Raw genomic sequence first — 20,935 nt, 5'->3', positions numbered from 1 at the left:
CTAAATTCTACTATAAAGCGGTCATTTTTTCAGAAAAATTTGCAAAATGAGAAGTAATGGTGGGTCATGAAAGATTCGAACTTTCGACCAACGGATTAAAAGTCCGCTGCTCTACCGACTGAGCTAATGACCCGTAAAGAGTTGTTTTGTAAGATGATGGTGGGTCATGAAAGATTCGAACTTTCGACCAACGGATTAAAAGTCCGCTGCTCTACCGACTGAGCTAATGACCCGTAAAGAGTTGTTTTGTAAGATGATGGTGGGTCATGAAAGATTCGAACTTTCGACCAACGGATTAAAAGTCCGCTGCTCTACCGACTGAGCTAATGACCCATAATCTTGCGTAACGAGGGCATATCTTACGGATTTTTGAAACTTTGGCAAGTTTTTTTTAGAGAAATTGTGTTAAGTGTGCGGTTTATAAGCAATTTTTTGAAATTTTGCTCAAGCTTGGGTTTTTCTATACAAAATGAAAAGAGAACGGGCTTTTATCTTTTTCTGAAAATAAGCTATAATCGCCCTGTTTATTCACCTATTTATTATTTAGAAGGAAACCAAAATGGGCTTAGAGTTAGTACCAGCTGGTAAAGAATTACCAGACGATATTTATGTAGTAATTGAAATTCCGGCGAATTCAGATCCGATCAAATACGAAGTGGACAAAGAAACTGGCGCATTATTTGTTGACCGTTTTATGGCAACAGCGATGTTCTATCCAGCAAACTACGGTTATGTGAACAACACATTATCGTCAGATGGTGACCCGGTAGATGTATTAGTGCCAACTCCATACCCATTACAACCGGGTTCAGTGATCCGCTGCCGTCCGGTTGGCGTATTAAAGATGACTGATGAAGCTGGTGGTGATGCAAAAGTGGTTGCAGTTCCGCATACTAAATTAAGCAAAGAATACGACCATATTAAAGATGTAGGCGATTTACCTGCATTATTAAAAGCGCAAATCCAGCACTTCTTCGAAAGCTACAAAGCATTAGAAGCAGGTAAATGGGTAAAAGTAGAAGGTTGGGGCGATGTAAATGAAGCTCGCCAAGAAATTTTAGACTCTTTCGAACGTGCTAAAAAATAATTGTTGTTAATTTTAAATGCCAAGCAGGTTTGTTTGGCATTTTTTATAGGATATAAAAATGAAATTCATCAAAAAATTAGGCTATGGCGTATTTTTAGCAGCAATGATTGCAGCTTGTGCCACAACAGAAAGCATTAACCAAGAAGCAGCTCAAAAATATGCTCAAGTCAAAGCTCAAGCTAGACAGCAAAATGCAATTGATGTTTCTTCCCCAACAGCAAAACGTATTCATGCTGTGTTTAATAAAACAAAACCTTATGCTGAAAAAGCCAATGAAACGGGCGTGCCTTTCCAGTGGGAAATTACAGTCTTAAAGTCTGATGAATTAAATGCATGGGCAATGCCGGGTGGTAAAATGGCATTTTATACCGGTTTAGTAGAAAGATTGAATTTATCAGATGATGAAATTGCTGTCGTGATGGGCCATGAAATGGCTCATGCGTTAAAAGAACACGGTAAATCAGATCGTACAGTAAGTGCGATTACCGGTATTGTCGGTGTAATTGCAGACGTAGCGGTAACTGCTTCAACAGGTGTGAATACGGAAGGTTTATTGAGTACAGGCGTAGATTTGATTGCAACTAAGCCCTTCTCTCGCAGCCAAGAAACAGAGGCAGATGAGGTTGGATTGATGCTGATGGCAGAGGCCGGCTATAACCCATCAGCTGCACCGAATGTTTGGATAAAGATGAGTAAAGCTAACGGTAGTTCTGGTTTGTCGATTTTCTCAACTCACCCATCAAATGAAGAGCGACAAGAGAATTTGGCTCGCTTAGTGCCTGAGGCAATGAAAATCTATAACGCACGTAAATAGCAACAAGCGGTTGATTTTAGCTAATTTTTTGCAAAATAAAATGCTCTTGAGCCACTCAAGAGCATTTTATTTATGCTAGCTAAAAAACGGTTAGCTACCTATTAGATATACCAATAATTTAATGTGAAATAATAGATAGCAATGAAAAATAAGAGAGTGCTAAGTGATTTATTAATTATTTCTGTACTTAAGTGCTCGCGAAGTCTTTGTGTCATAAAGCCGGTGCAAAAAGAGCTAATGATGACTATCCCAACAATCGAAAAATTGACATAGCCGACTTGCCAGCTAGGTAAGTTATAGAGCGTTTTGTCTAAGTCACGGGAAAGATAGCCAAACAGGTTGCCGATACCGCCAAATACCATCATATAATTGGTATAAATTGCAATTTGTTTTGGCTGGACACTGCGAATTTGTGCAACCAGCGGAGCCATAATAGAGCCACCACCAATGCCGGTAATGCCGGCGATAAATCCACCAAAACCACAACTTGCCATACCATAACTGAGATCTTTAAGTTTTTTGGTTTGTATATAATCAGTATTTCGGTGTTTTTGAAAGAGCGAGCGAAGAGCAAGCAACGCTAACGTACTGGAGAATATAGCAGTAATGACGAAATCAGAGAGTAGAAAACTTAATTCAAAGCCGATTTGCACCCCTGCAATCATACCAAATGACCAAAAAATCAGGTTAGATTTATTGATTTGCTCTTTTTCTTGCCTAAAACGGATTAAATTAATACAAGCACTTCCCATCACAATAGTCAAAGAACAGGCAGCAATAACTTGAAGAGGTAATTCTGGGAATAAAGTTCGTAAAATCGGGACCATCAATACACCACCGCCAATGCCAAACAAGGCAGACATTACATTGACTAACAAACCACATACTATCAGAATAGAAATTACACTAAGCGTCATTCTTTGCCCTCTTCTAAGCGTTATTTGTAGCTATTGTGCGACTTCTGATCTGCTTTTGGTTATGATGATTGTCATACGCTTTTCAAATAATTTCTACTATGATTGAGCCGTTTTGGTACGGAGTGATGTATGCAACCTATTTTTAATGCTTTTCAAATAATGGCAAAGCCAGCTGGCTCAATTTGTAATTTAGATTGTAAGTACTGTTTCTATTTGGAAAAGCCACATTTAAATCAACGCCGAATGGATGAGACCGTTTTGGAAAAATATATTCGGGATTATCTATCTAAAAGTCCTCAAAAAGAGGTAACTTTTTTGTGGCAAGGCGGCGAACCGACCTTGGCAGGGTTGGATTTTTACCGACAGGCGGTCGAATTTCAGCAAAAATATGCAAACGGCAAGCAAATTTATAATGCATTACAGACAAATGGCATTTTGCTGAATGAAGAGTGGTGTGAATTTTTAAGAGAAAACCGTTTCTTGGTCGGGCTCTCCATTGACGGGACGCAGGAGATGCATGATGCCTATCGGGTGACTAAAAGCCAAAAAGGATCATTTCAGCAAGTGTTTGATGCGTTAGAATTGCTCAAGAAATATCAGGTGCAATTTAATACCCTAACGGTGGTACACAAAGAAAATGTCCAACATGGAGCGGAAATCTACCGTTATTTGAAATCAATTGGCTCAACTTATATGCAATTTATTCCGCTGATGGGCGATTATTTACAGCAAGCTTCTGCCAAAGATTATGGGCAGATGATGATTGAGATTTTTAAACAGTGGTATCCAAACGACATCGGTAAAATTGGCGTGCAATTTATTGAACAGTGGATGATGGCGTTTTTAGGCTATCAGCCAAGTTTGTGCATTTTCCGTAAAACCTGTGGTGATCAGATGATTATCGAGCAGAATGGGGATATTTATAGCTGTGATCACTATGTTTATCCGAAATATAAACTCGGTAACTTAATTGAAACACCACTGTTAGACATCACCTATTCCGATAAACAGCAGAAATTTGGACTGAGCAAAGCGAATGTCTCTTCTCGTTGTCAGCGTTGCGAATTTCGTTTTGCCTGTAATGGCGGTTGCCCAAAACATCGTACTGTACATGGTTTTGGCGAACCACACAATCAACTTTGTGAGGCGTATTACTCCGCCCTCTCTTATATGGCTCCTTACTTGCAGAGGCTGGCCGCTCAAATGCGTCAAAGAAGAATGGTTTAGTAGAATAAAATGTTAAATTTGTGAACTATGTCACATCATAAATATGATCATTGTCATACAAACTAATATTATTTGTTTATATTCTATTGATGACTTAATCACATAAACTAGGAGTTGATGATGAAAACATGGAAACAATGCATTAAAACTGCTTTAGCTTGTACTGTCGGACTTTTTGCGGTGGCAAATCAATCAATGGCAAACACTGAATGGCCAACCGCACCTGTCACGATTATTACTCCGTGGGCAGTGGGCGGGCTTGCCGACCAAATTAACCGTGCAATGTCGGAGTATGGTAAGGAGCAATACGGGCAGCCGTTGTTAGCCGACAATATTCTCGGTTCAGGTGGTGCGATTGAAAAATGGCGATGTAAAACCCGTTGTAGCGTTCGACGAGAAGAAATTACAGGATGATGTCTATAACCTAGATAGCGTGGTGGATCACGGTTTTGATACATGGATGACAAACGTTTGTGCGGTATTTATCCGTGCAGGAACAGACCAAGCTATCGTAGATAAAAACTACAATGCACTCAAAGCCATTTTAGAAAATCAGAAATTACAACAAACGGCGAAAAATATTGGTATCCGTTTAGATATTCGTGATGGTAAAGCGGTAAAAGACTACATTATTTCAACCATGACAAAAGCTGAAAAATACTCAAAATTAGTTAAATAATAACCAGAGAGGGCAAATGTGATGATTTTGCCCTCTTTATAAGGAGATCACGATGAAAATTATGCTTAGACAAGATTTAGTCGGTTCCTTGATTTTTTTTATACTTTCTTTGGTTTTGTGGTGGTTAATGCCGTCACAAATTGCGATTGCCGATGATGAAGAAATCATTACCGCACAGACTTTCCCTCGCTTAATTATTGGCTTAATGGCCGTATGCAGCCTCATTCTACTTATACAAGAGCTGATTAAATGGGTACGCAAACAGCCGACCAAAATGGTTGAAATTCATTTCGCTGAAGAGCTGCACTCTACCTTTATTTTATTGTCTCTAATAATTTATTGGAGCTTATTACACTGGCTGCCCTTTATGGTGTCGTCAATTATTTTTGCCTTTTTGTTACTGGCTTTCTTCCGCTGTAAAAATTGGAAGTATTACGCCACAGTAGCAATATTTTCGGTTTTACTATCGCTCTTTTTCCAAAATTTACTCCATATCTCTTTACCTTAATACAGGGAGTAACCTATGTTTGACTTAATGATTTCAGGATTTTATGCATTTTTTAATCTTGAAAGTTTTCTATATATGAATTTAGGGTTGTTTCTCGGCATTGTATTTGGCTCCATTCCAGGTTTAACCGTGATGCTCTGTTTGGTACTATTCTTACCAATTACCTATTCACTTAATGCTATCCACTCGTTTATGTTCCTATTAGGGATCTATTGTGCTGGCAGCTATGGTGGCTCCATTTCGGCAATTTTAATTAAAACGCCGGGGACACCACACGCAGCAGCAACAATGTTAGATGGACACCCTCTCGCTTTACGTGGACAAGCTCAAAAAGCATTAAATGTGGCACTCTATGCGTCTTTCGCCGGCGGTATCGTCAGTGCTTTAGTCCTACTTTTCCTAGCTCCCGAAGTAGCAAAAATTGCGATGAAAATGGGTTCGCCTGAATATTTCTTAATTTGTGCATTTGGTCTAACCATTATTGCCGGGGTAAGTGGTGAGAACCTCTTAAAAGGGATTATTTCAGGTTGTTTAGGCTTGTTCCTCTCGTTTATCGGTATCGATCTGATGAGTGGTGATACCATGCGATTTACCTTTGATAACTTAAATCTATATAGTGGGTTTGACTTGGTGGTAGTACTGATCGGTTTATTTGCGCTGATCGAAATTATTCATAAAGGGCAAGCGGTCAAAAAAAGCGAAAATAGTGCAAATGCCTCGGTGATTAGCCTGGACAAGGGAACCTTAACAAAATCTGAATGGTGGCGTTTACCAAAACCGCTCAGTATTGGCTCACTGGCCGGTATTATCATCGGGATTATCCCAGGTACTGGTGCATCTATTGCCTCGTTTTTAAGTTATGATTTCTCTCGTAAAGCCTCAAAAAAACCGGAGGAATTTGGTAATGGTTCGATTGAAGGAATTGCCGCAGCAGAATCGGCAAATAATGCAATCACTGGTACAGCACTCATTCCGTTATTGACCTTAGGGATACCAGGTGATGCAGCCGTAGCACTAATGCTGGGTGCGTTAATGGTAAACGGTTTAACCCCGGGACCAAATCTGTTCGCCACACATGGCACCGCAGTGTACGCAATTATGATCGGCTTAATTTTCGTGAATATCTTTATGCTAATTCAAGGCAAGTATTTACTGAAATTGTTTGTAAAAGTGGTCAAAATTCCGCAAGTCGTACTTATTCCGATCATTGCAATTTTCTGCTTCGCTGGTGCTTATTCTTTAAAAGAAAATATGTTTGATGTGGGGGCTGCGATTTGCTTTGCAGCGGTTGCCTATATCATGGATAAATTCAGCTTCTCTGCCGTACCAACCTTACTTGGACTGGTATTAGGGGCATTAACCGAGAAAAATCTACGTCGCTCACTCATGATTTCTGACGGAGATTGGAGCATTTTTATCGAGAGACCAATTTCTCTAGCACTCTGTATCCTAATACTAGGCGTACTTATAAGCATTATCTATACTAATTATAAAAAATCTAAAACACAGAGGGTTTAATATGACAACAACTAGACCGAATATTCTATTTTACTTCACAGACCAACAACGTTGGGACACTGTAGGTGCTTATGGGCAACCGCTCAATATCACGCCGACATTAGATAAATTGGCGGAAGAGGGCGTGTTGTTTGAAGAAGCTTTTTCTTCTCAGCCGGTGTGTGGGCCTTGCCGCTCTATTTTCCAAACGGGACTGTATCCGACCGAAACGGGCTGTTTCCGCAATAATGTGGCGTTACCGCAGGGCGTGAAAACATTGGCGAACTATTTTACCGAAAATGACTATGACACCGCTTATATCGGCAAATGGCACTTAGCCAGTGACGGCGAATTGGAAGAAGCACCGACTATCGACTATACCGTCACCGCCATTCCGCCTGAACGCCGTGGCGGCTATAAAGGTTTCTGGCGTGCTGCCGATGTGTTGGAGTTTACCTCACACGGCTATGACGGCTTCGTTTTCGATGAAAATATGAACAAGTGTGAGTTTAAAGGCTACCGTGTGGATTGTATTACCGATTATGCCTTGGAATACTTAGACGGCTATAAAGGCGATAAACCGTTCTTTATGACGATCTCGCATATTGAGCCACACCACCAAAATGATCGCAATTGCTACGAAGGGCCTATTGGTTCAAAAACTCGCTTCCAAAATTATCAATTACCACACGATCTAGCCGTCTTAAAAGGAAATGCCGATGAAATGTATCCCGACTATCTCGGCTGCTGCCGCAGTTTAGACGATAATTTGGCAAGAATTATTGAAAAACTCAAAGAAAAAGGTATTTACGACAATACCATTGTTGTGTTTGCGTCCGACCATGGTTCCCACTTTATGACTCGTAACAAAGATGAAAACCTAAATGGCTATGACGACTACAAACGCTCGTGCCACTCTTCATCTTGCCACGTTCCATTAGTGATTTGCGGTGGAAAATATGTGGGTGGTAAACGCATTAAAGAGCTAGTGAGTACAGCCAGCTTACCAAAAACATTCTTGGCGATGGCAGGGATTGATGTCGGTGACAAAATGATTGGTGAAGATCTATACAGCGTGGTGGAGAAAAAAGATCCAAGCCGCCGTAATGAAGTGTTTACACAAATCAGTGAAAGCCGTATTGGTCGTGCTATTCGTACTGAAAAATATCTTTATGCCGTCGTTGCCCCTCACTTAGGCGGTGGTGAGGCGGCAGGCAGTGAGGTTTATATCGAAGACTTCCTCTACGATCTTGAAAAAGACCCATTTGAGTTAAACAACTTAGTAAAAGATCCGGCTTATGAACAAGCCCGAATCGAATTGCGTGAGAAACTGGGAGATCATATGGAAATCGCTAAAGAACAGCGACCACAAATTTTCCCAGCCGGAATATAAATTTAGTTTGATAGTATTGCATTCATTACGGTAATATGATTTTAGGCATAAAATATAAGGGTTTGTAATGGATGCAATAAATTTTCCCTCCCCAGAAACGTTGAGAGGCTGTCAACAGAGTTCTTTAAATTATCTGGAGAAAGGCGTAACTGCCTATTCTCAAGGTAGCCAAGCCCAAGAGTTTTACTATTTAAAGAAAGGATTAATCGGCTTATATCATATGCTCGACAACGGTAAAGAAAGCCTGGTTAGGATTTATCAAGATCAGGAATATTTCGGTTTCCGAACATTTTTTGGAGATCACTTTTACCATTGCACGGCTAAAGTACTGCAATCGGCAGAAGTTGTTCGGATTAAGCCGTTGCAACTATCCTCTTTTTTTACGCAAAATCCTAAGTTGACTGCTTATTTAATTCGACAGCTTGCTGGTGAGTTGCAAGATGCCGAGTATCGGCTTTCACAAGTATCTTACCAACGTACACAAGAGAGAGTAAGTAGTAGTATTGCTTATTTAACAGAAAATTACCCGAATTACCATTGGACATATCGTGAGATTGCTGAATTTTCCGGTTGTGAAACTGAGACCGCGATTAGAATTAGTCGTTTGCTGAAGAAATAATTTGTTGATCAGTTTAATAAATGCTCTTGAGCCACTCAAGAGCATTTTTGTTTATAAGGAGATTAGTAACGCACGAATCCCACTAATTCATACACCTTATCTAAGGTCGCTTTTGCACGGGCTCGTGCTTTATCTGCGCCTTCGCGGTAGATTTTTTCAAGCAAGGCTTCATCTTGGCGGTAGTGATGGTAGCGTTCTTGCAGATTAGTTAATAATTCAGATACTTTATCTGCTACTTCCGTTTTCAAATGACCGTACATTTTACCTTCAAATTCTGCTTCTAATTCCGCAATAGTTTTGCCTGTGATAGCAGATAAAATATCAAGTAAATTGGACACGCCGGCTTTATTTTGCACGTCATAACGCACTACAGGTGGTTCATCGCCATCGGTCATTGCACGTTTGATTTTCTTCGCTACCGCTTTTGGATCTTCGAGCAAACCGATCACATTATTGCGGTTATTGTCCGATTTAGACATTTTTTTCGTTGGCTCAAGTAACGACATCACTCTCGCCCCCGATTTCGCAATAAAGACTTCAGGTACGGCAAACACAGGCTCAATCACATTACCTTCAGCATCTTTTTTGCCATATAACGCATTGAAACGATTGGCAATATCGCGGGTGATTTCCAAGTGTTGTTTTTGATCATCACCCACCGGTACTTGATTAGCTTGGTAGAGCAGAATATCTGCTGCCATCAGTACAGGGTAGGTGAATAAGCCTACATTCACATTTTCTTCATAACGAGCGGATTTATCTTTAAATTGTGTCATTCGACCCATTTCACCGAAATAAGTGTAGCAGTTTAACACCCAGGCAAGCTGAGCGTGTTCAGGCACGTGAGATTGAATAAAAATCGTGCTTTTATTAGGATCAATGCCACAGGCTAAATATAGGGCTAACACATCAAGGGTAGATTTACGTAGTGCTTCAGGATCTTGACGCACGGTAATAGCGTGCTGATCAACAATACAATAAACACAGTCATAATCATCTTGCATTTTTACCCAGTTGCGTAATGCCCCTAAGTAATTCCCAATCGTTAATTCACCAGAGGGCTGAACGCCACTAAATACAATAGGTTTGGTCATTTTATCTTCTCATTTTAATTGCAAAAATTTATATAAATTATACCGCTTGTCGCCTTATTCGCCTACAATTTTCAACACGTCTTTAAATTCAGAGGCTATAAAAGTCGGGTTGGATTGCTCAATCGGGATATTGTAGTTATAACCGTAAGTTAGGCCGACTACATCACAGCCGGCGGCTTTTGAAGCGATAATATCGTTTTCCGAATCGCCCACGAATAAGAGTTCTTGCGGGGTGATGCCAAACTTTTCGCAAATAAAGAACATCGGATCGGGGTGCGGCTTAATTTTAGGGAGCGATTGCCCACCTAGAGTTTCATCGAATAAATGATAAATATCAAAAGCCGATAGCACAGGTTCAACTAGTTTGGTCGGTTTGTTGGTAATGACCACCAGAGGATAACCTTTGGCTTTTAAGGCTTCTAAGGTCTCTTTTACATTGGGGAACAGTGTACTTTCTTCGCACACATAAGTAGCGTAATATTTATCAAAGCTGGTTCGCATTTTGACAAGCTGCTCAGCATCAAGGAGCATGCCTGTATGGTTAATTGCATTTTGGAAGAAAATATCTGCCCCCTTACCAATCCAAGTTAAGACTTTTTGTTGTGTAACCGTGGGTAACCCAGCTTCTAAAAACATCGCATTGGCGACTAAAGTGAGATCCGGCAAGGTATTAATTAAGGTGCCGTCTAGGTCGAAACCAATGACTTTATATTTTCTGTTCATCATCTTTCCTTAAAAATACAAGCGGTCGAAATTTGCAAATTTTTTGCTAAAACAGACCGCTTGTTAAATGGTTATTTCACTTTATTAGCTTTGTATGCCCATGCCATAATCAGGATTCCGCCGATAATCATTGGCAAAGAGAGCAATTGCCCACGAGTGATTAAATCTGCACTTGTATTGACGTTGTGGTCGATTTCTCGGAAATATTCCACAATAAAGCGGAAGGTGCCGTAACCAATTAGAAACAAACCTGATACAGAGCCAGCCGGGCGTGGCTTTTTAATAAACCAGTTTAGGATAAATAGTAAAACGACACCTTCTAAAAAGGCCTCGTACAGTTGTGAGGGGTGGCGGGGAAGATAGCCACCGCTTGGGAATAATACTGCCCAAGGAACATCAGTTACTCGTCCCCAAAGTTCATCATTAATAAAGTTACCTATACGCCCCATTCCTAGTCCAAATGGCACTAGAGGAGCAATAAAATCAGCTGTGTTCCAGAAGCTGCGTTTTTGGCGGTATGATACCCAAATCATCGCTACAATTACACCAATTAAACCGCCGTGGAACGACATTCCCCCTTCCCAAATACGGAACAAATAGAGTGGATCTTGTAAGAAACGATCAAAATTGTAAAAGAATACATCGCCAATGCGACCGCCTAATACTACACCCCAGAAGCAGGAATAGACAAGGGTATCTACTTGCTCGGTTGTCCAAACACCGTTGGAATTTTTAGCTCGTTTCATCCCGAGCCAATAAGCAAAGGCAAAACCTGCCAAATACATTAACCCATACCAACGCAGGGCAATCGGACCGATTTCAAACACAATGGGGCTGATTTGAGGAAATTGGATAAATTGTTCGTTCATGGTTTCCTTTATTTTAAGAACATATTAATTGCAATACAGACCAGTAATACCGCAAATGCCTTTTTGAGGATGGGTACAGGTAGTACGTTAGCGGCACTTGCGCCCATTTTTGAGGTGAAAAATGAAGTGGCGGTAATACCTAATAGAGCCGGTAGATAAACATAACCGAGTGAATAATCAGGCATTCCTTCCAAGCCCCAACCACTCACAATAAAGCTGATTGTGCCTGATAAGCCTAGAAATGCCCCACAAAATGAGGATGTGCCGATAGCGCGTTTGATATCTAAACCGCGATCGCTTAAAAACGGTACGATAAATGCACCACCTGCAATACCTGCCATACTGGATAATGCCCCGATAATACTGCCACCTACCAAGGTAGTTTTTAGTGTAAGCGGTTTGTTTTTAGGTGCTTTTTTCAAAGAGAACAGCATTTTGCTGGCAAGATAAAGTACCATCACTGCAAAAATTTTGGACATCAATTGAGCATCTAGGTGGCTAACAATAAGTCCACCTAAAAAGACTGACACCATTAACGCCGGAATAAAAAATTTGCTGGTTTGCAAATCGACATTACCTAATTTATGATGGCGTTGTGCCGATGAAAATGCAGTAATGATAATAGTAGAAAAGGATGTACCTAATGCAGTGGACATTACATATTCAGGCGGAACACCTGCTAGCGGTAATAAAAAAGCAAGGCTTGGTACAATGATTAGGCCACCACCGATACCGAATAAGCCTGCTAAAAAACCGACAAAGGTGCCTAAAAACAGGCAACTAAATAGAATGATCATTATTGTTTTCCCTTTTGATTATGTTGCCAAGGGCGATAGAGTTTACGATATTCCTGTTTATTCTCTTTAGTTGATTCCGATTGATTTTTTCTCATATTCGGATCTTTTTTATAGTCCGATTTCTCGTATCGATCGGATCTTATTTTTTCGTTTGGCTTATCGTCAGGCTTTTTCTGAACACCACTTTGTAATACAAGAGCAAATTCTTTCATTACTTTGCGATAAACATCTCGCTTAAACGATACTACTTGGCGGACAGGATACCAAAAACTCACCCAACGCCAGCCGTCAAATTCAGGGCTTTTTGTTGCTTTTAGATTAATTTGATTTTCATCACTGATAAGTTGTAATAAAAACCAGCGCTGTTTTTGTCCGATACAAACCGGACCCGGGCTGTCAGAGCGCACCAAACGTTTTGGTAGCTTATATTTCAGCCAATATTTAGACGCCCAAAGCAACCGCACATCTTTTTTACTTAAGCCGACCTCTTCATAAAGCTCACGGTACATTGCTGTTTCAATGTTTTCTCCCTCGTTAATACCGCCTTGCGGAAATTGCCAAGAGTTTTGACCAAACCGTTTTGCCCACAGAACTTGTCCGTGCTTATTACAGATGACGATTCCAACATTTGGGCGGTAGCCATCGAAATCGATCACTCGACCACCTAATTTAATAAAATTTAGAATGAAAGAGATTGTTTCATACTTTGAGGCATTGAACAACCTTCAGAAAAAGCAAAATAGGGATATTTGTAAAAAAATTCACTTTTTTATTCATAATTCTTAAGGGGATTGTACGCCCTTGCGAGTTGTTGGCAAAGCTAATGTTCAAAATGCAATGCTTTTTTGCCGCTTGTGGATAATTTTGTGGATAACTTCTGATTTTTAACGGTATAAGCTGAGGATAAGCGGCAGGAATATTGTAAATCCAAGACGATCTTAAAACCTAAAAACAGGATCTTTTTCTTGCACAATGATCTGGATAAATATCAAGATCTTGAGTTTTTTCCAACCGAAATTCGAGGGGTTTTTGAGTTGTGTGAAAGCTCAAATAATTGATGTAAACACACCATTAAGTTATCCCCATCATTTGTGGATAAAGATGTGATAGTTTTTCAAAATAGGCGTGAATAACTAAAAATTATATACTTTATATTTTAAAATTTTCAATAAAATCAATATGTTAAATTGAATATTGAAATCTGTGGAAAGAAAAAGATTTTATTGGTGATTTTTTGTTCATTTGGCTTTTGATTTATTTTAGATTAGGCACACTTAGCATTGTATTTTAAGTTAGGGTTCTTCTTTACTAGAGAAAAATGCTAGATTTTTATACATTTTCTTAACAAAAATGTGATCTATTTCACAGAATTGGTAAATGTTATTAATTCTTATTTGTATTTTATCGTAAAATAGCCACACTTTATTCCTAATGTTTTACGAGGTATTAAATGATTATTGCATCAGCTAAAGATTATCAACGTGCGGCAAAGCGTCGCGTTCCCCCTTTTATGTTTCATTATGCAGATGGTGGCTCTTATGCGGAGCAAACGCTTCGCCGTAATGTAAGTGATTTAGAGAATATTGCATTACGCCAGCGTGTGCTAAAAGATATGTCCCAACTAGATACTGGTATTGAATTATTTGGTGAAAAACTTTCAATGCCGGTTACACTTGCTCCGGTCGGTGCATTAGGTATGTATGCCCGCCGTGGAGAAGTGCAGGCCGCAAAAGCCGCAGATAATAAAGGCATTCCCTTTACTCTTTCGACTGTTTCTATTTGTCCGATTGAAGAAGTTGTACCAGCGATTAAACGCCCAATGTGGTTTCAGCTTTATGTGCTAAAAGATCGTGGCTTTATGAAAAATGCGTTAGAACGGGCTAAAGCGTCTGGCTGCTCTACATTGGTTTTCACCGTTGATATGCCAACTCCTGGAGCAAGATATCGTGATATGCACTCAGGCATGAGTGGACCATATAAAGACATTCGTCGAGTGTTACAAGCCATGCTTCATCCATTCTGGGCATGGGATGTGGGGGTTCAAGGTAAGCCACATACTTTGGGTAATATTTCAAAATATATGGGAAAACCGGTTGATCTGAATAATTACATTGGATGGCTAACCGATAACTTCGATCCTTCAATCTCGTGGAAAGATTTAGAATGGATTCGTGAGTTTTGGGACGGTCCAATGGTTATCAAGGGAATTCTTGACCCAGAAGATGCTAAAGATGCGGTTCGTTTTGGTGCAGATGGTATTATTGTTTCTAACCATGGTGGACGACAACTCGATGGTGTTTTATCTTCCGCAAAAGCCTTGCCGGCTATTGCTGATGCAGTAAAAGGTGACATCAAAATCCTTGTTGATTCAGGTATTCGTAACGGGCTTGATGTGGTGCGAATGTTAGCGCTAGGAGCAGATTGTACGATGATTGGGCGTGCTTTTGTTTATGCACTAGGGGCAGCAGGCCAAGCCGGCGTAGAAAACTTGTTGGATATTTTCTTAAAAGAAATGAAAGTCGCGATGACATTGACCAGCAACCAAAAAATCAGTGATATTACTCGTGATGCTTTAGTTGATCTCAGTAAAATCTAAATTTTTAGAAGGCTGCGTTTGCAGCCTTTTTATCAAGATCTTATATGATGCGTTGATAGGCCTTTAGCGAACCAATAATGTTACAACCTCATTAATAAAGCTTTTTTCAATAGTTTTCTGCTGTAATATACGGCTACGGAAGATTGCTGAGAGACTTTCTACTACCAACGGGATATTCATATCAGCAGAAAATTCGCCTTGCTCAACTCCTTTCTCCAAGATTTGGCTGTAAATTTTCCAACGAGGTTGAGTGTAGGCTTTATCAAAAAAGGCTTGAGCTTGTGGTGAGCCTAAAATATCCGCCAAAATATCGCCAAATAAGGTGGGATTTTGATTAGACACTGCCACCGACTGCTCAAGATAATCTAGTAATTGCTGCTTCACCGAGCCTTGTAAATCAGGCATTTCGGGTGGATTGAAAAAGTTAAAAGCCTCCACCACCAGCTCAATTTTATTCTGCCAACGGCTATATAACGCCTTGCGAGAAACGCCAGCCACTTCGGCTACTTTCACCAAAGAGATCTCGTGATAATGATGCTTGGAAAGCAACTCATAAGTGGCTTTTAGCACTTTTGCGGTCAATTCTTCATCGCGTGGTCGCCCAAGTGGATTACTCATTTTCTGTTCCTTATCAATTCGTCGATTTTGTAAATTATAGCTGAAATTATACCGCTTGTATTAATTAAGAAACAGTTATTTCTTAATTTGATTTTCTGCTAGAATGTCGCACCTTTGATTTGGATAGAATATTATGTCGCTCGTTTCTAATAATTACCGTTTTAAACCACACGAATTGCCAATGGTCGCCGGCTCGCCGGCAACACCCGATCATTTGCCTAAAAAGCGGTTACTCTATTTTTTAGTCGCTTTGGTGCTGACTTTTGTATCAGGTTTGCAAAACGGTTTACTTTCAGCCACTGTGCCGCAACTAAGGGGTGAAATGGGGCTAACCATTGTAGAGGGAGGCTGGATCCAATCTGCTTATTTTATGGGGTATGCCACTTTTGGTGTGTTGCTTTTTAAGATTCGCCAGCATTTTGGCTTACATAAATTTATTCGTTGGACATTATGGGCTGTATTGTTAAGTAATTTACTGCAAGTCTATTTTCGTGAATACGAAGTCGAAGTGTTTGCCCGTTTGATGATGGGTATAGGAACAAGCGGATTTTTTACTTTGGCGGTGTTCTATGGTATGCAAGCATTGACAGGGGTAGGGAGAGTTATAGGCATTACTTTCTTTTCCGGCTTGATGCAGGTTGTTCCGACCCTTTCCCAGCTTATTTATCCCTCTTTATTTGCTGATGGCGATATGCAAGCGGTCTTTATTTTCCAATTTTCTGCAACTTTATTGGGTATTGGGCTGGTTCGCTGGTTGCCGCTACCGCCGAGCTTTACTCAAAAATCCCTGATTTGGTTGGATTATGTCAGCTTTGCTCTGTTTGCAGTGGGTGTTGCCTTACTTTGTGCCTTTTTGGTACAGGGCAACGTAGTGTGGTGGACAACTCCTTGGCTTGGCTGGCTAGCTGCCGGTAGCTTTGGTTGCATTGCCTTGATGTTTTGGATTGAATCTCATCGCCGTGAGCCGCTGATTTATTGGCGATGGGTCTCCGGCAAGCAAGTTGTGATGTTTTTATTGATAGCAATGCTGACTAGGCTGTTTACCACCGAGCAATCTGTTGGGGCAAACGGGGTATTGAGTTTGTTCGGTTTAAGTGCGAGCGAGTTGGTCACTTACAATCTGATTATTTGGGCTTCATCGTTAGCGGGGTTAGTGATGAGCGTGCTGACCTTAAAGTTAGAAGAAATTCGACGCAGTACGATGATTGCTCTATTCGGCATTGCACTTGGGGCATATTTAGATATTGGGATTAGTAGCCAAACACGAGCCGAGCAGTTTTATCTCAGCCAAAGCATTATTGCGTTTTCGAGCTTTTATTTTGCCAGCCCGGTTTTTATCGAGGGATTTCTCCGAGCGATTTCCGTAGGATTTAATCATATTATCAGCTTTTTAGCCCTATTTACCTCCACTCAAGTATTGGGAGGATTATTAGGTGCTGCGGCATTTAACGCCTATATCATTATCCAAAGCAAAGTGCATTTACAGAATTTATCGCAACATATTACGGCAATAGACCCGGCTATTGCCCCGCAAGCGGTCGGAAATTTAATAAAAAACGCAAATCTCAATGCGACTCTGCTGGCCTATAACGATTTGTTTGAGCTGATTTTTATCACCGCCGGTACAGGAGCGGTGATTAGCTGTGCACTTTGGATTTATCGTAAAATCAAGGGCATTGATATTCTGGCAAAAGAAATGGCCGCGTTAAAATCAATGATGTAACAACCCTATTCAAATATAAAAAAGGAAACACAATGACAGATATTACCGAAAAAACGGACATCAATAACGAAAATGCCCAGCCTGAACAATGGCAGCCGAAAAAAGCCTCGCCATTAAAAAGTGCTTTGGTACTGTTACTGATTATTGGTGGTGTGCTAGGAATGCTTTATGCGTGGAAATTGTCTCCGTTTCAAACAAGCTGGGTGGAAACCAATAATGCCTATGTTCGCGGAAAAACAACCTTAATCAGTAGCAAAGTGGGCGGCTACGTGCAGGAAGTGTTGGTGGCGGATTATCAAACAGTTGAAGCAGGCCAGGTACTCGCTCGTTTGGAACAGACTACTTACCTCGCCCAAGTAGAGCAAGCAAAAGCGAATCTTGTTACTCAACAGGCTAATTTGGCAAAAATCAGCCAATCTCGAGAAGCAACCAAAGCCACGGTGAATGTGCATCGTGCTGCCATTGAAAGTGCTGAGGCGGGGTTACGCAACGCTCAAATTGAATTTAAACGTCAGGCGGAATTGATTAAAACAAATGCCACCTCTAAACAGCAATACGATAACGCTCAGGCGACTCTTAAAAAAGCGCAAGCGGCATTAAGCCAAGCAAAGGCGCAAAAAGATGTTGCAGAGCAAGAAGTGATTAATGTAGCAGCAAATGAAAAAATTGCGTTAGCTGCAGTAGAAAATGCCAAAGCCGGTTTGCTGATTGCTCAAGATAATCTTACTCACACCGAAATCAAAGCTCCGGTGAGTGGCAAATTAGGCGAAATCGGTATAAAGCAGGGTCAGCTACTTAGCGTAGGCAGCAATATTGCCTACCTCGTGCCACCGGAAACTTGGGTGGTGGCGAATCTGAAAGAAACTGAAATGAAAAATATCCGCATCGGGCAAACGGCTCGTGTTAAAGTGGATGCTCTTGGCGGAGCGCCTTTAGAGGGGAAAGTGATTGAAATTTCTCCGGCAACAGGGTCGGAATTTAGCCTCAATAAAACTGATAACAGTACCGGCAACTTCGTGAAAATTCCACAACGAGTGCCGGTGAAAATTGAGATTTCGCCAAACCAAGAAAATGCAGCACGCTTACTTTCCGGGATGTCAGTGATTGTGGAGATTGACACCGCAGAATAATTTGCAAAATTTTAGTCAAAAATAACCGCTTGTCGCTCTGTCAATGTTTAGCTAAATAATGCTCTTAGCCCACCGGTTGCAATAATCGCGACTAATACGGTGGTGAGTAGTGAATAACGGCTGGCGGCGAATAATGAGATAGCAAGAGCTGCCAGCTCAACAGGGCTCTCTGCAACAAAACGAGGTGCAATAACTGAAATCAATACACAGCCCGGAGCAGCTTCCAGCACGCTCATGGCTCTTTTGCTGAGGTTCATACGTTGTACAGCTAGAAACCCGAGAATACGGGTGAGGTAAGTTACGCTTGCCATTAAGATAATTGTGATTACTGTCATTATTCACGCCCCGCTAGAATATAAGCTGCGATCAACCCTGCTAGTGCGCCTAGTGGCACATGCCAACCTTTCGGCAGCAAGAGATAGGCTAATGCAGCAACAACTAAGCTAACTAACCATGGGCGAGCCTTTGCCCAACTTTTCCACATTCCTCTCATTAATACTAAAAAGATAGCAGGAAATGCCATATCAAAGCCATATTGAGTAATATCGCCAATATGGTTTCTCAGCAATGCCCCAAAATAAGGAAATAACATCCAAATTGGGTAGAATACGGCGGTTAGACCAAGGTAGTAAGCAATAGAAAAGCGATTTCGTTTTTGAGCATCATTTAGCCCCATAGCCCAGTTTTCATCGCACATAAAAAACAGTAGTCCGAGTGATTTCCGTTTCGGTAAGTGGCGGAAATGCGGCACAAAGGTTGCTCCCATAAGAAGATGTCTGCTATTAACTAATAATGTCATCGCTAAAATCAGCAGTAAATTAGGCGGAGACGTCCAAACTTCAACAGCAGCAAATTCAGAGCCACCGGCAAAATTCAAACCAGTCATTAATGGAACCTGCCAGGCCTCAAACCCTTTTTCTGCTGCCTGCGCCCCAAGTAACAATCCTACCGGAAAATAGCCAAGCATAACAGGAACCGCATCTTTTGTTCCTCGTAAGAAATTGTTTTGATAATACATTTTTACCTCAATTAATGTGTTGCGACTATTTTACTTTATAGCTCGTAAATTTTATCTATCAAAATAGATGTATAAAGACGAAAAAGGCGACTATAAGGTCGCCTTTTGCATAAAAAGAGCTTACAAGCGGTCTATTTTCCCGCATTTTTTGCAAATTACATTGCCGTTAAATCAATGTTCTTGGTTTCTTTCGATGCCCAAAGTGCGATGATGGTAATAACTGCATTGATTGCCAAATAAATCCCAACCCCGATAATCCCATACGCCGCATTGATTTTGATCGCAAAGGTCGCTGCCACAGTCGCACCCACGATAGAGGCGAAGTTATACGCTAATGACGCACCTGAATAACGCACTTCGGTTGGGAATAATTCAGGAAGTAATGCTGCCATTGGGCCGAAAGTGAAGCCCATTAAAATCATACCGACCACTAAGAAACCGAAGACGCTCCACGGTGTACCGTTGTCGAGGAAGAACGGCATACATAAGCCGAACACGCCAATCGCTGCGGTAACGAGTAGTAAGAATTTACGGCGCCCCATTTTGTCAGCATAAATACCTGAAATGCTGGTGAAAATACCGAATACAATCGCACTTAATAACAGTAAGCCTGTAAATACGTTTGGTTCAATGCCTAAACCCATTGCGTGGCCTGCTTCTGAAAGTTTTGCTGGTGTGCGTGAGTACACTTGGGCGAACGCCGTCATAATGTAGAACAACACATAGGTTGCTGTCATAATGAATGTGCCTAAAATCAGCGGTTTTAAGTGGTGTTTGAACACAGCACTCACCGGTGCTTTTTGGGTTTTGCCTTTCTCTTCCGCTTCACGGAAAACGTGGCTTTCGTGCAGGGTTAAACGCACCCATAAGCCGACCGCGACTAACACGATAGATGAGATAAACGGAATACGCCACGCCCACTCCACCAATGCTTCTTTACCGAAGGTGTAGCTCACTAAGAAGAACGCACCGTTTGCCAAGAACAAGCCAATTGGCGCACCGAGTTGTGGGAAAGTACCGTACCACGCACGTTTGCCTTCCGGTGCGTTTTCGGTAGCTACTAACGCTGCACCGCCCCATTCGCCGCCGAGACCTAAGCCTTGTCCGACACGGCATAAGCAGAGCAGCACCGTTGCCCAAATACCGATGTCCGCATAGGTTGGCAGCAAGCCGATAGTCACAGTCGAGCCGCCCATCAATAATAGAGAGGCCACAAGGGTTTTCTTACGCCCGATTTTGTCACCAAAGTGACCGAACAATGCTGAACCGATTGGACGGGCGAAGAAGGCTAACGCCAAGGTAGAAAGGGAAAGCAGCTCGTCTGAAACCGGATCGCCACTTTTAAAGAATTGGGTGTTAAACACCAATACGGCAGCCGCCGCATAAATATAGTAGTCGAAAAATTCAATCGCCGTGCCGATCATTGAGGCGATTGCCACTTTTTTCGGATCGTTGCGAAGTGTATGTGTTGTGTTTGTCATCTATAAAATACCGTTTTAATAAGAAAGGATTGCAAAATATCATTTATAAAAAAATGAAACAAGCTATTGGAATTAATGTTTTTGTCTATTATTTTTTATTAAATTCTTTAATTTTTATTTATTTTGGTTTTTTATACTAAAATTA

22 protein-coding genes and 3 tRNA genes are annotated in these 20,935 nt (G+C 41.1%); 12 read left to right on the top strand and 13 right to left on the bottom strand.

The features are described 5' to 3' along the window. Positions 1 to 57 precede the first annotated feature (57 nt). From A4G16_RS08290 to A4G16_RS08280, 3 genes are all read right to left on the bottom strand, one after another. Positions 58 to 133, bottom strand: a tRNA-Lys gene (locus A4G16_RS08290). A 24-nt stretch (positions 134 to 157) separates the two neighbouring features. Beyond that, positions 158 to 233, bottom strand: a tRNA-Lys gene (locus tag A4G16_RS08285). 24 nt (positions 234 to 257) lie between these two features. Then, positions 258 to 333: transfer RNA gene (locus A4G16_RS08280), tRNA-Lys, on the bottom strand. A 226-nt stretch (positions 334 to 559) separates the two neighbouring features. Between A4G16_RS08280 and ppa the strand changes: the two genes are divergently transcribed. Then, on the top strand, positions 560 to 1,087 hold the full coding sequence (gene ppa, locus A4G16_RS08275; protein WP_027073654.1) for an inorganic diphosphatase: 528 nt from the start codon (positions 560 to 562) through the stop codon (positions 1,085 to 1,087). A 58-nt stretch (positions 1,088 to 1,145) separates the two neighbouring features. Then, positions 1,146 to 1,901 carry a M48 family metallopeptidase gene (locus tag A4G16_RS08270; RefSeq protein WP_027073655.1) on the top strand — a complete coding sequence of 252 codons (756 nt, stop codon included), beginning with the start codon at positions 1,146 to 1,148 and terminating at the stop codon, positions 1,899 to 1,901. A gap of 101 nt (positions 1,902 to 2,002) precedes the next feature. Here A4G16_RS08270 and A4G16_RS08265 read toward each other — a convergent pair whose 3' ends face one another. After that, positions 2,003 to 2,818 carry a sulfite exporter TauE/SafE family protein gene (locus A4G16_RS08265; RefSeq protein WP_165889482.1) on the bottom strand — a complete coding sequence of 272 codons (816 nt, stop codon included), beginning with the start codon at positions 2,816 to 2,818 and terminating at the stop codon, positions 2,003 to 2,005. A 129-nt stretch (positions 2,819 to 2,947) separates the two neighbouring features. Between A4G16_RS08265 and A4G16_RS08260 the strand changes: the two genes are divergently transcribed. From A4G16_RS08260 to A4G16_RS08235, 7 genes are all read left to right on the top strand, one after another. Then, the gene (locus tag A4G16_RS08260; protein ID WP_165889481.1) at positions 2,948 to 4,045 is read left to right on the top strand and encodes an anaerobic sulfatase maturase; all 1,098 of its coding nucleotides are present in this window, start codon (positions 2,948 to 2,950) and stop codon (positions 4,043 to 4,045) included. A gap of 117 nt (positions 4,046 to 4,162) precedes the next feature. Continuing rightward, positions 4,163 to 4,459 (top strand): hypothetical protein, encoded by a 297-nt coding sequence (locus tag A4G16_RS10995; RefSeq protein ID WP_237052365.1) that lies wholly within the window; start codon positions 4,163 to 4,165, stop codon positions 4,457 to 4,459. Beyond that, positions 4,401 to 4,724 carry a hypothetical protein gene (locus tag A4G16_RS10990; RefSeq protein ID WP_237052364.1) on the top strand — a complete coding sequence of 108 codons (324 nt, stop codon included), beginning with the start codon at positions 4,401 to 4,403 and terminating at the stop codon, positions 4,722 to 4,724. Before A4G16_RS10995 ends, A4G16_RS10990 begins: the two co-directional genes overlap by 59 nt. Before the next feature lie 52 nt (positions 4,725 to 4,776). Next, positions 4,777 to 5,232: a tripartite tricarboxylate transporter TctB family protein gene (locus A4G16_RS08250; protein ID WP_165889480.1), complete on the top strand. Its 456-nt coding sequence runs from the start codon at positions 4,777 to 4,779 to the stop codon at positions 5,230 to 5,232. 15 nt (positions 5,233 to 5,247) lie between these two features. Then, entirely contained in the window at positions 5,248 to 6,750 is a 1,503-nt protein-coding gene (locus A4G16_RS08245; protein WP_165889479.1) for a tripartite tricarboxylate transporter permease, read from the top strand. A gap of 1 nt (position 6,751) precedes the next feature. Next, positions 6,752 to 8,122, top strand: coding sequence for a sulfatase-like hydrolase/transferase (locus A4G16_RS08240; protein ID WP_165889478.1), 1,371 nt, complete (start codon positions 6,752 to 6,754; stop codon positions 8,120 to 8,122). A gap of 67 nt (positions 8,123 to 8,189) precedes the next feature. Continuing rightward, positions 8,190 to 8,741, top strand: coding sequence for a Crp/Fnr family transcriptional regulator (locus A4G16_RS08235; RefSeq protein ID WP_165889477.1), 552 nt, complete (start codon positions 8,190 to 8,192; stop codon positions 8,739 to 8,741). 62 nt (positions 8,742 to 8,803) lie between these two features. On the opposite strand, the gene trpS is transcribed toward A4G16_RS08235, so the two are convergent. The 5 genes from trpS to rppH all read right to left on the bottom strand — a co-directional run bounded on the left by trpS (position 8,804) and on the right by rppH (position 12,880). Continuing rightward, on the bottom strand, positions 8,804 to 9,835 hold the full coding sequence (gene trpS, locus A4G16_RS08230; RefSeq protein ID WP_165889476.1) for a tryptophan--tRNA ligase: 1,032 nt from the start codon (positions 9,833 to 9,835) through the stop codon (positions 8,804 to 8,806). A gap of 54 nt (positions 9,836 to 9,889) precedes the next feature. Further along, complete coding sequence (locus A4G16_RS08225; RefSeq protein ID WP_165889927.1) at positions 9,890 to 10,558, bottom strand: phosphoglycolate phosphatase; 669 nt, start codon at positions 10,556 to 10,558, stop codon at positions 9,890 to 9,892. Positions 10,559 to 10,629: 71 nt separating this feature from the next. Beyond that, the gene (lgt, locus tag A4G16_RS08220; RefSeq protein ID WP_165889475.1) at positions 10,630 to 11,427 is read right to left on the bottom strand and encodes a prolipoprotein diacylglyceryl transferase; all 798 of its coding nucleotides are present in this window, start codon (positions 11,425 to 11,427) and stop codon (positions 10,630 to 10,632) included. An 8-nt stretch (positions 11,428 to 11,435) separates the two neighbouring features. Then, positions 11,436 to 12,224: a sulfite exporter TauE/SafE family protein gene (locus A4G16_RS08215; protein WP_042804361.1), complete on the bottom strand. Its 789-nt coding sequence runs from the start codon at positions 12,222 to 12,224 to the stop codon at positions 11,436 to 11,438. Next, positions 12,224 to 12,880 (bottom strand): RNA pyrophosphohydrolase, encoded by a 657-nt coding sequence (rppH, locus tag A4G16_RS08210; protein ID WP_165889474.1) that lies wholly within the window; start codon positions 12,878 to 12,880, stop codon positions 12,224 to 12,226. Before rppH ends, A4G16_RS08215 begins: the two co-directional genes overlap by 1 nt. 794 nt (positions 12,881 to 13,674) lie before the next feature. On the opposite strand from rppH, the gene lldD reads away from it, so the two are divergent. Beyond that, on the top strand, positions 13,675 to 14,820 hold the full coding sequence (gene lldD / locus A4G16_RS08205; protein ID WP_165889473.1) for an FMN-dependent L-lactate dehydrogenase LldD: 1,146 nt from the start codon (positions 13,675 to 13,677) through the stop codon (positions 14,818 to 14,820). Between the two features lie 63 nt (positions 14,821 to 14,883). Here the strand turns inward: lldD and A4G16_RS08200 are convergent, their stop codons facing one another. Next, entirely contained in the window at positions 14,884 to 15,438 is a 555-nt protein-coding gene (locus A4G16_RS08200; RefSeq protein WP_165889472.1) for a TetR/AcrR family transcriptional regulator, read from the bottom strand. A gap of 133 nt (positions 15,439 to 15,571) precedes the next feature. Between A4G16_RS08200 and A4G16_RS08195 the strand changes: the two genes are divergently transcribed. Both A4G16_RS08195 and A4G16_RS08190 read left to right on the top strand, forming a co-directional pair. Then, complete coding sequence (locus A4G16_RS08195) at positions 15,572 to 17,161, top strand: MFS transporter (protein ID WP_165889471.1); 1,590 nt, start codon at positions 15,572 to 15,574, stop codon at positions 17,159 to 17,161. Positions 17,162 to 17,193: 32 nt separating this feature from the next. Next, positions 17,194 to 18,291: an HlyD family secretion protein gene (locus A4G16_RS08190; RefSeq protein ID WP_165889470.1), complete on the top strand. Its 1,098-nt coding sequence runs from the start codon at positions 17,194 to 17,196 to the stop codon at positions 18,289 to 18,291. 47 nt (positions 18,292 to 18,338) lie between these two features. Here the strand turns inward: A4G16_RS08190 and A4G16_RS08185 are convergent, their stop codons facing one another. The 3 genes from A4G16_RS08185 to A4G16_RS08175 all read right to left on the bottom strand — a co-directional run bounded on the left by A4G16_RS08185 (position 18,339) and on the right by A4G16_RS08175 (position 20,790). Beyond that, positions 18,339 to 18,626 (bottom strand): AzlD family protein, encoded by a 288-nt coding sequence (locus A4G16_RS08185; RefSeq protein WP_165889469.1) that lies wholly within the window; start codon positions 18,624 to 18,626, stop codon positions 18,339 to 18,341. Further along, a complete protein-coding gene (locus A4G16_RS08180; RefSeq protein ID WP_165889468.1) occupies positions 18,626 to 19,309 on the bottom strand; it encodes an AzlC family ABC transporter permease in 684 nt (227 codons plus the stop codon). Before A4G16_RS08180 ends, A4G16_RS08185 begins: the two co-directional genes overlap by 1 nt. A 155-nt stretch (positions 19,310 to 19,464) precedes the next feature. Then, positions 19,465 to 20,790 carry an MFS transporter gene (locus A4G16_RS08175; RefSeq protein ID WP_165889467.1) on the bottom strand — a complete coding sequence of 442 codons (1,326 nt, stop codon included), beginning with the start codon at positions 20,788 to 20,790 and terminating at the stop codon, positions 19,465 to 19,467. Positions 20,791 to 20,935: the final 145 nt, after the last annotated feature.

This window comes from Mannheimia granulomatis (assembly GCF_011455695.1).
Taxonomy (GTDB): Bacteria; Pseudomonadota; Gammaproteobacteria; order Enterobacterales; family Pasteurellaceae; genus Mannheimia; species Mannheimia granulomatis_A.
Note: the sequence above shows the minus strand (reverse complement) of the source record. Positions and strands in the feature narration are given on the sequence as shown.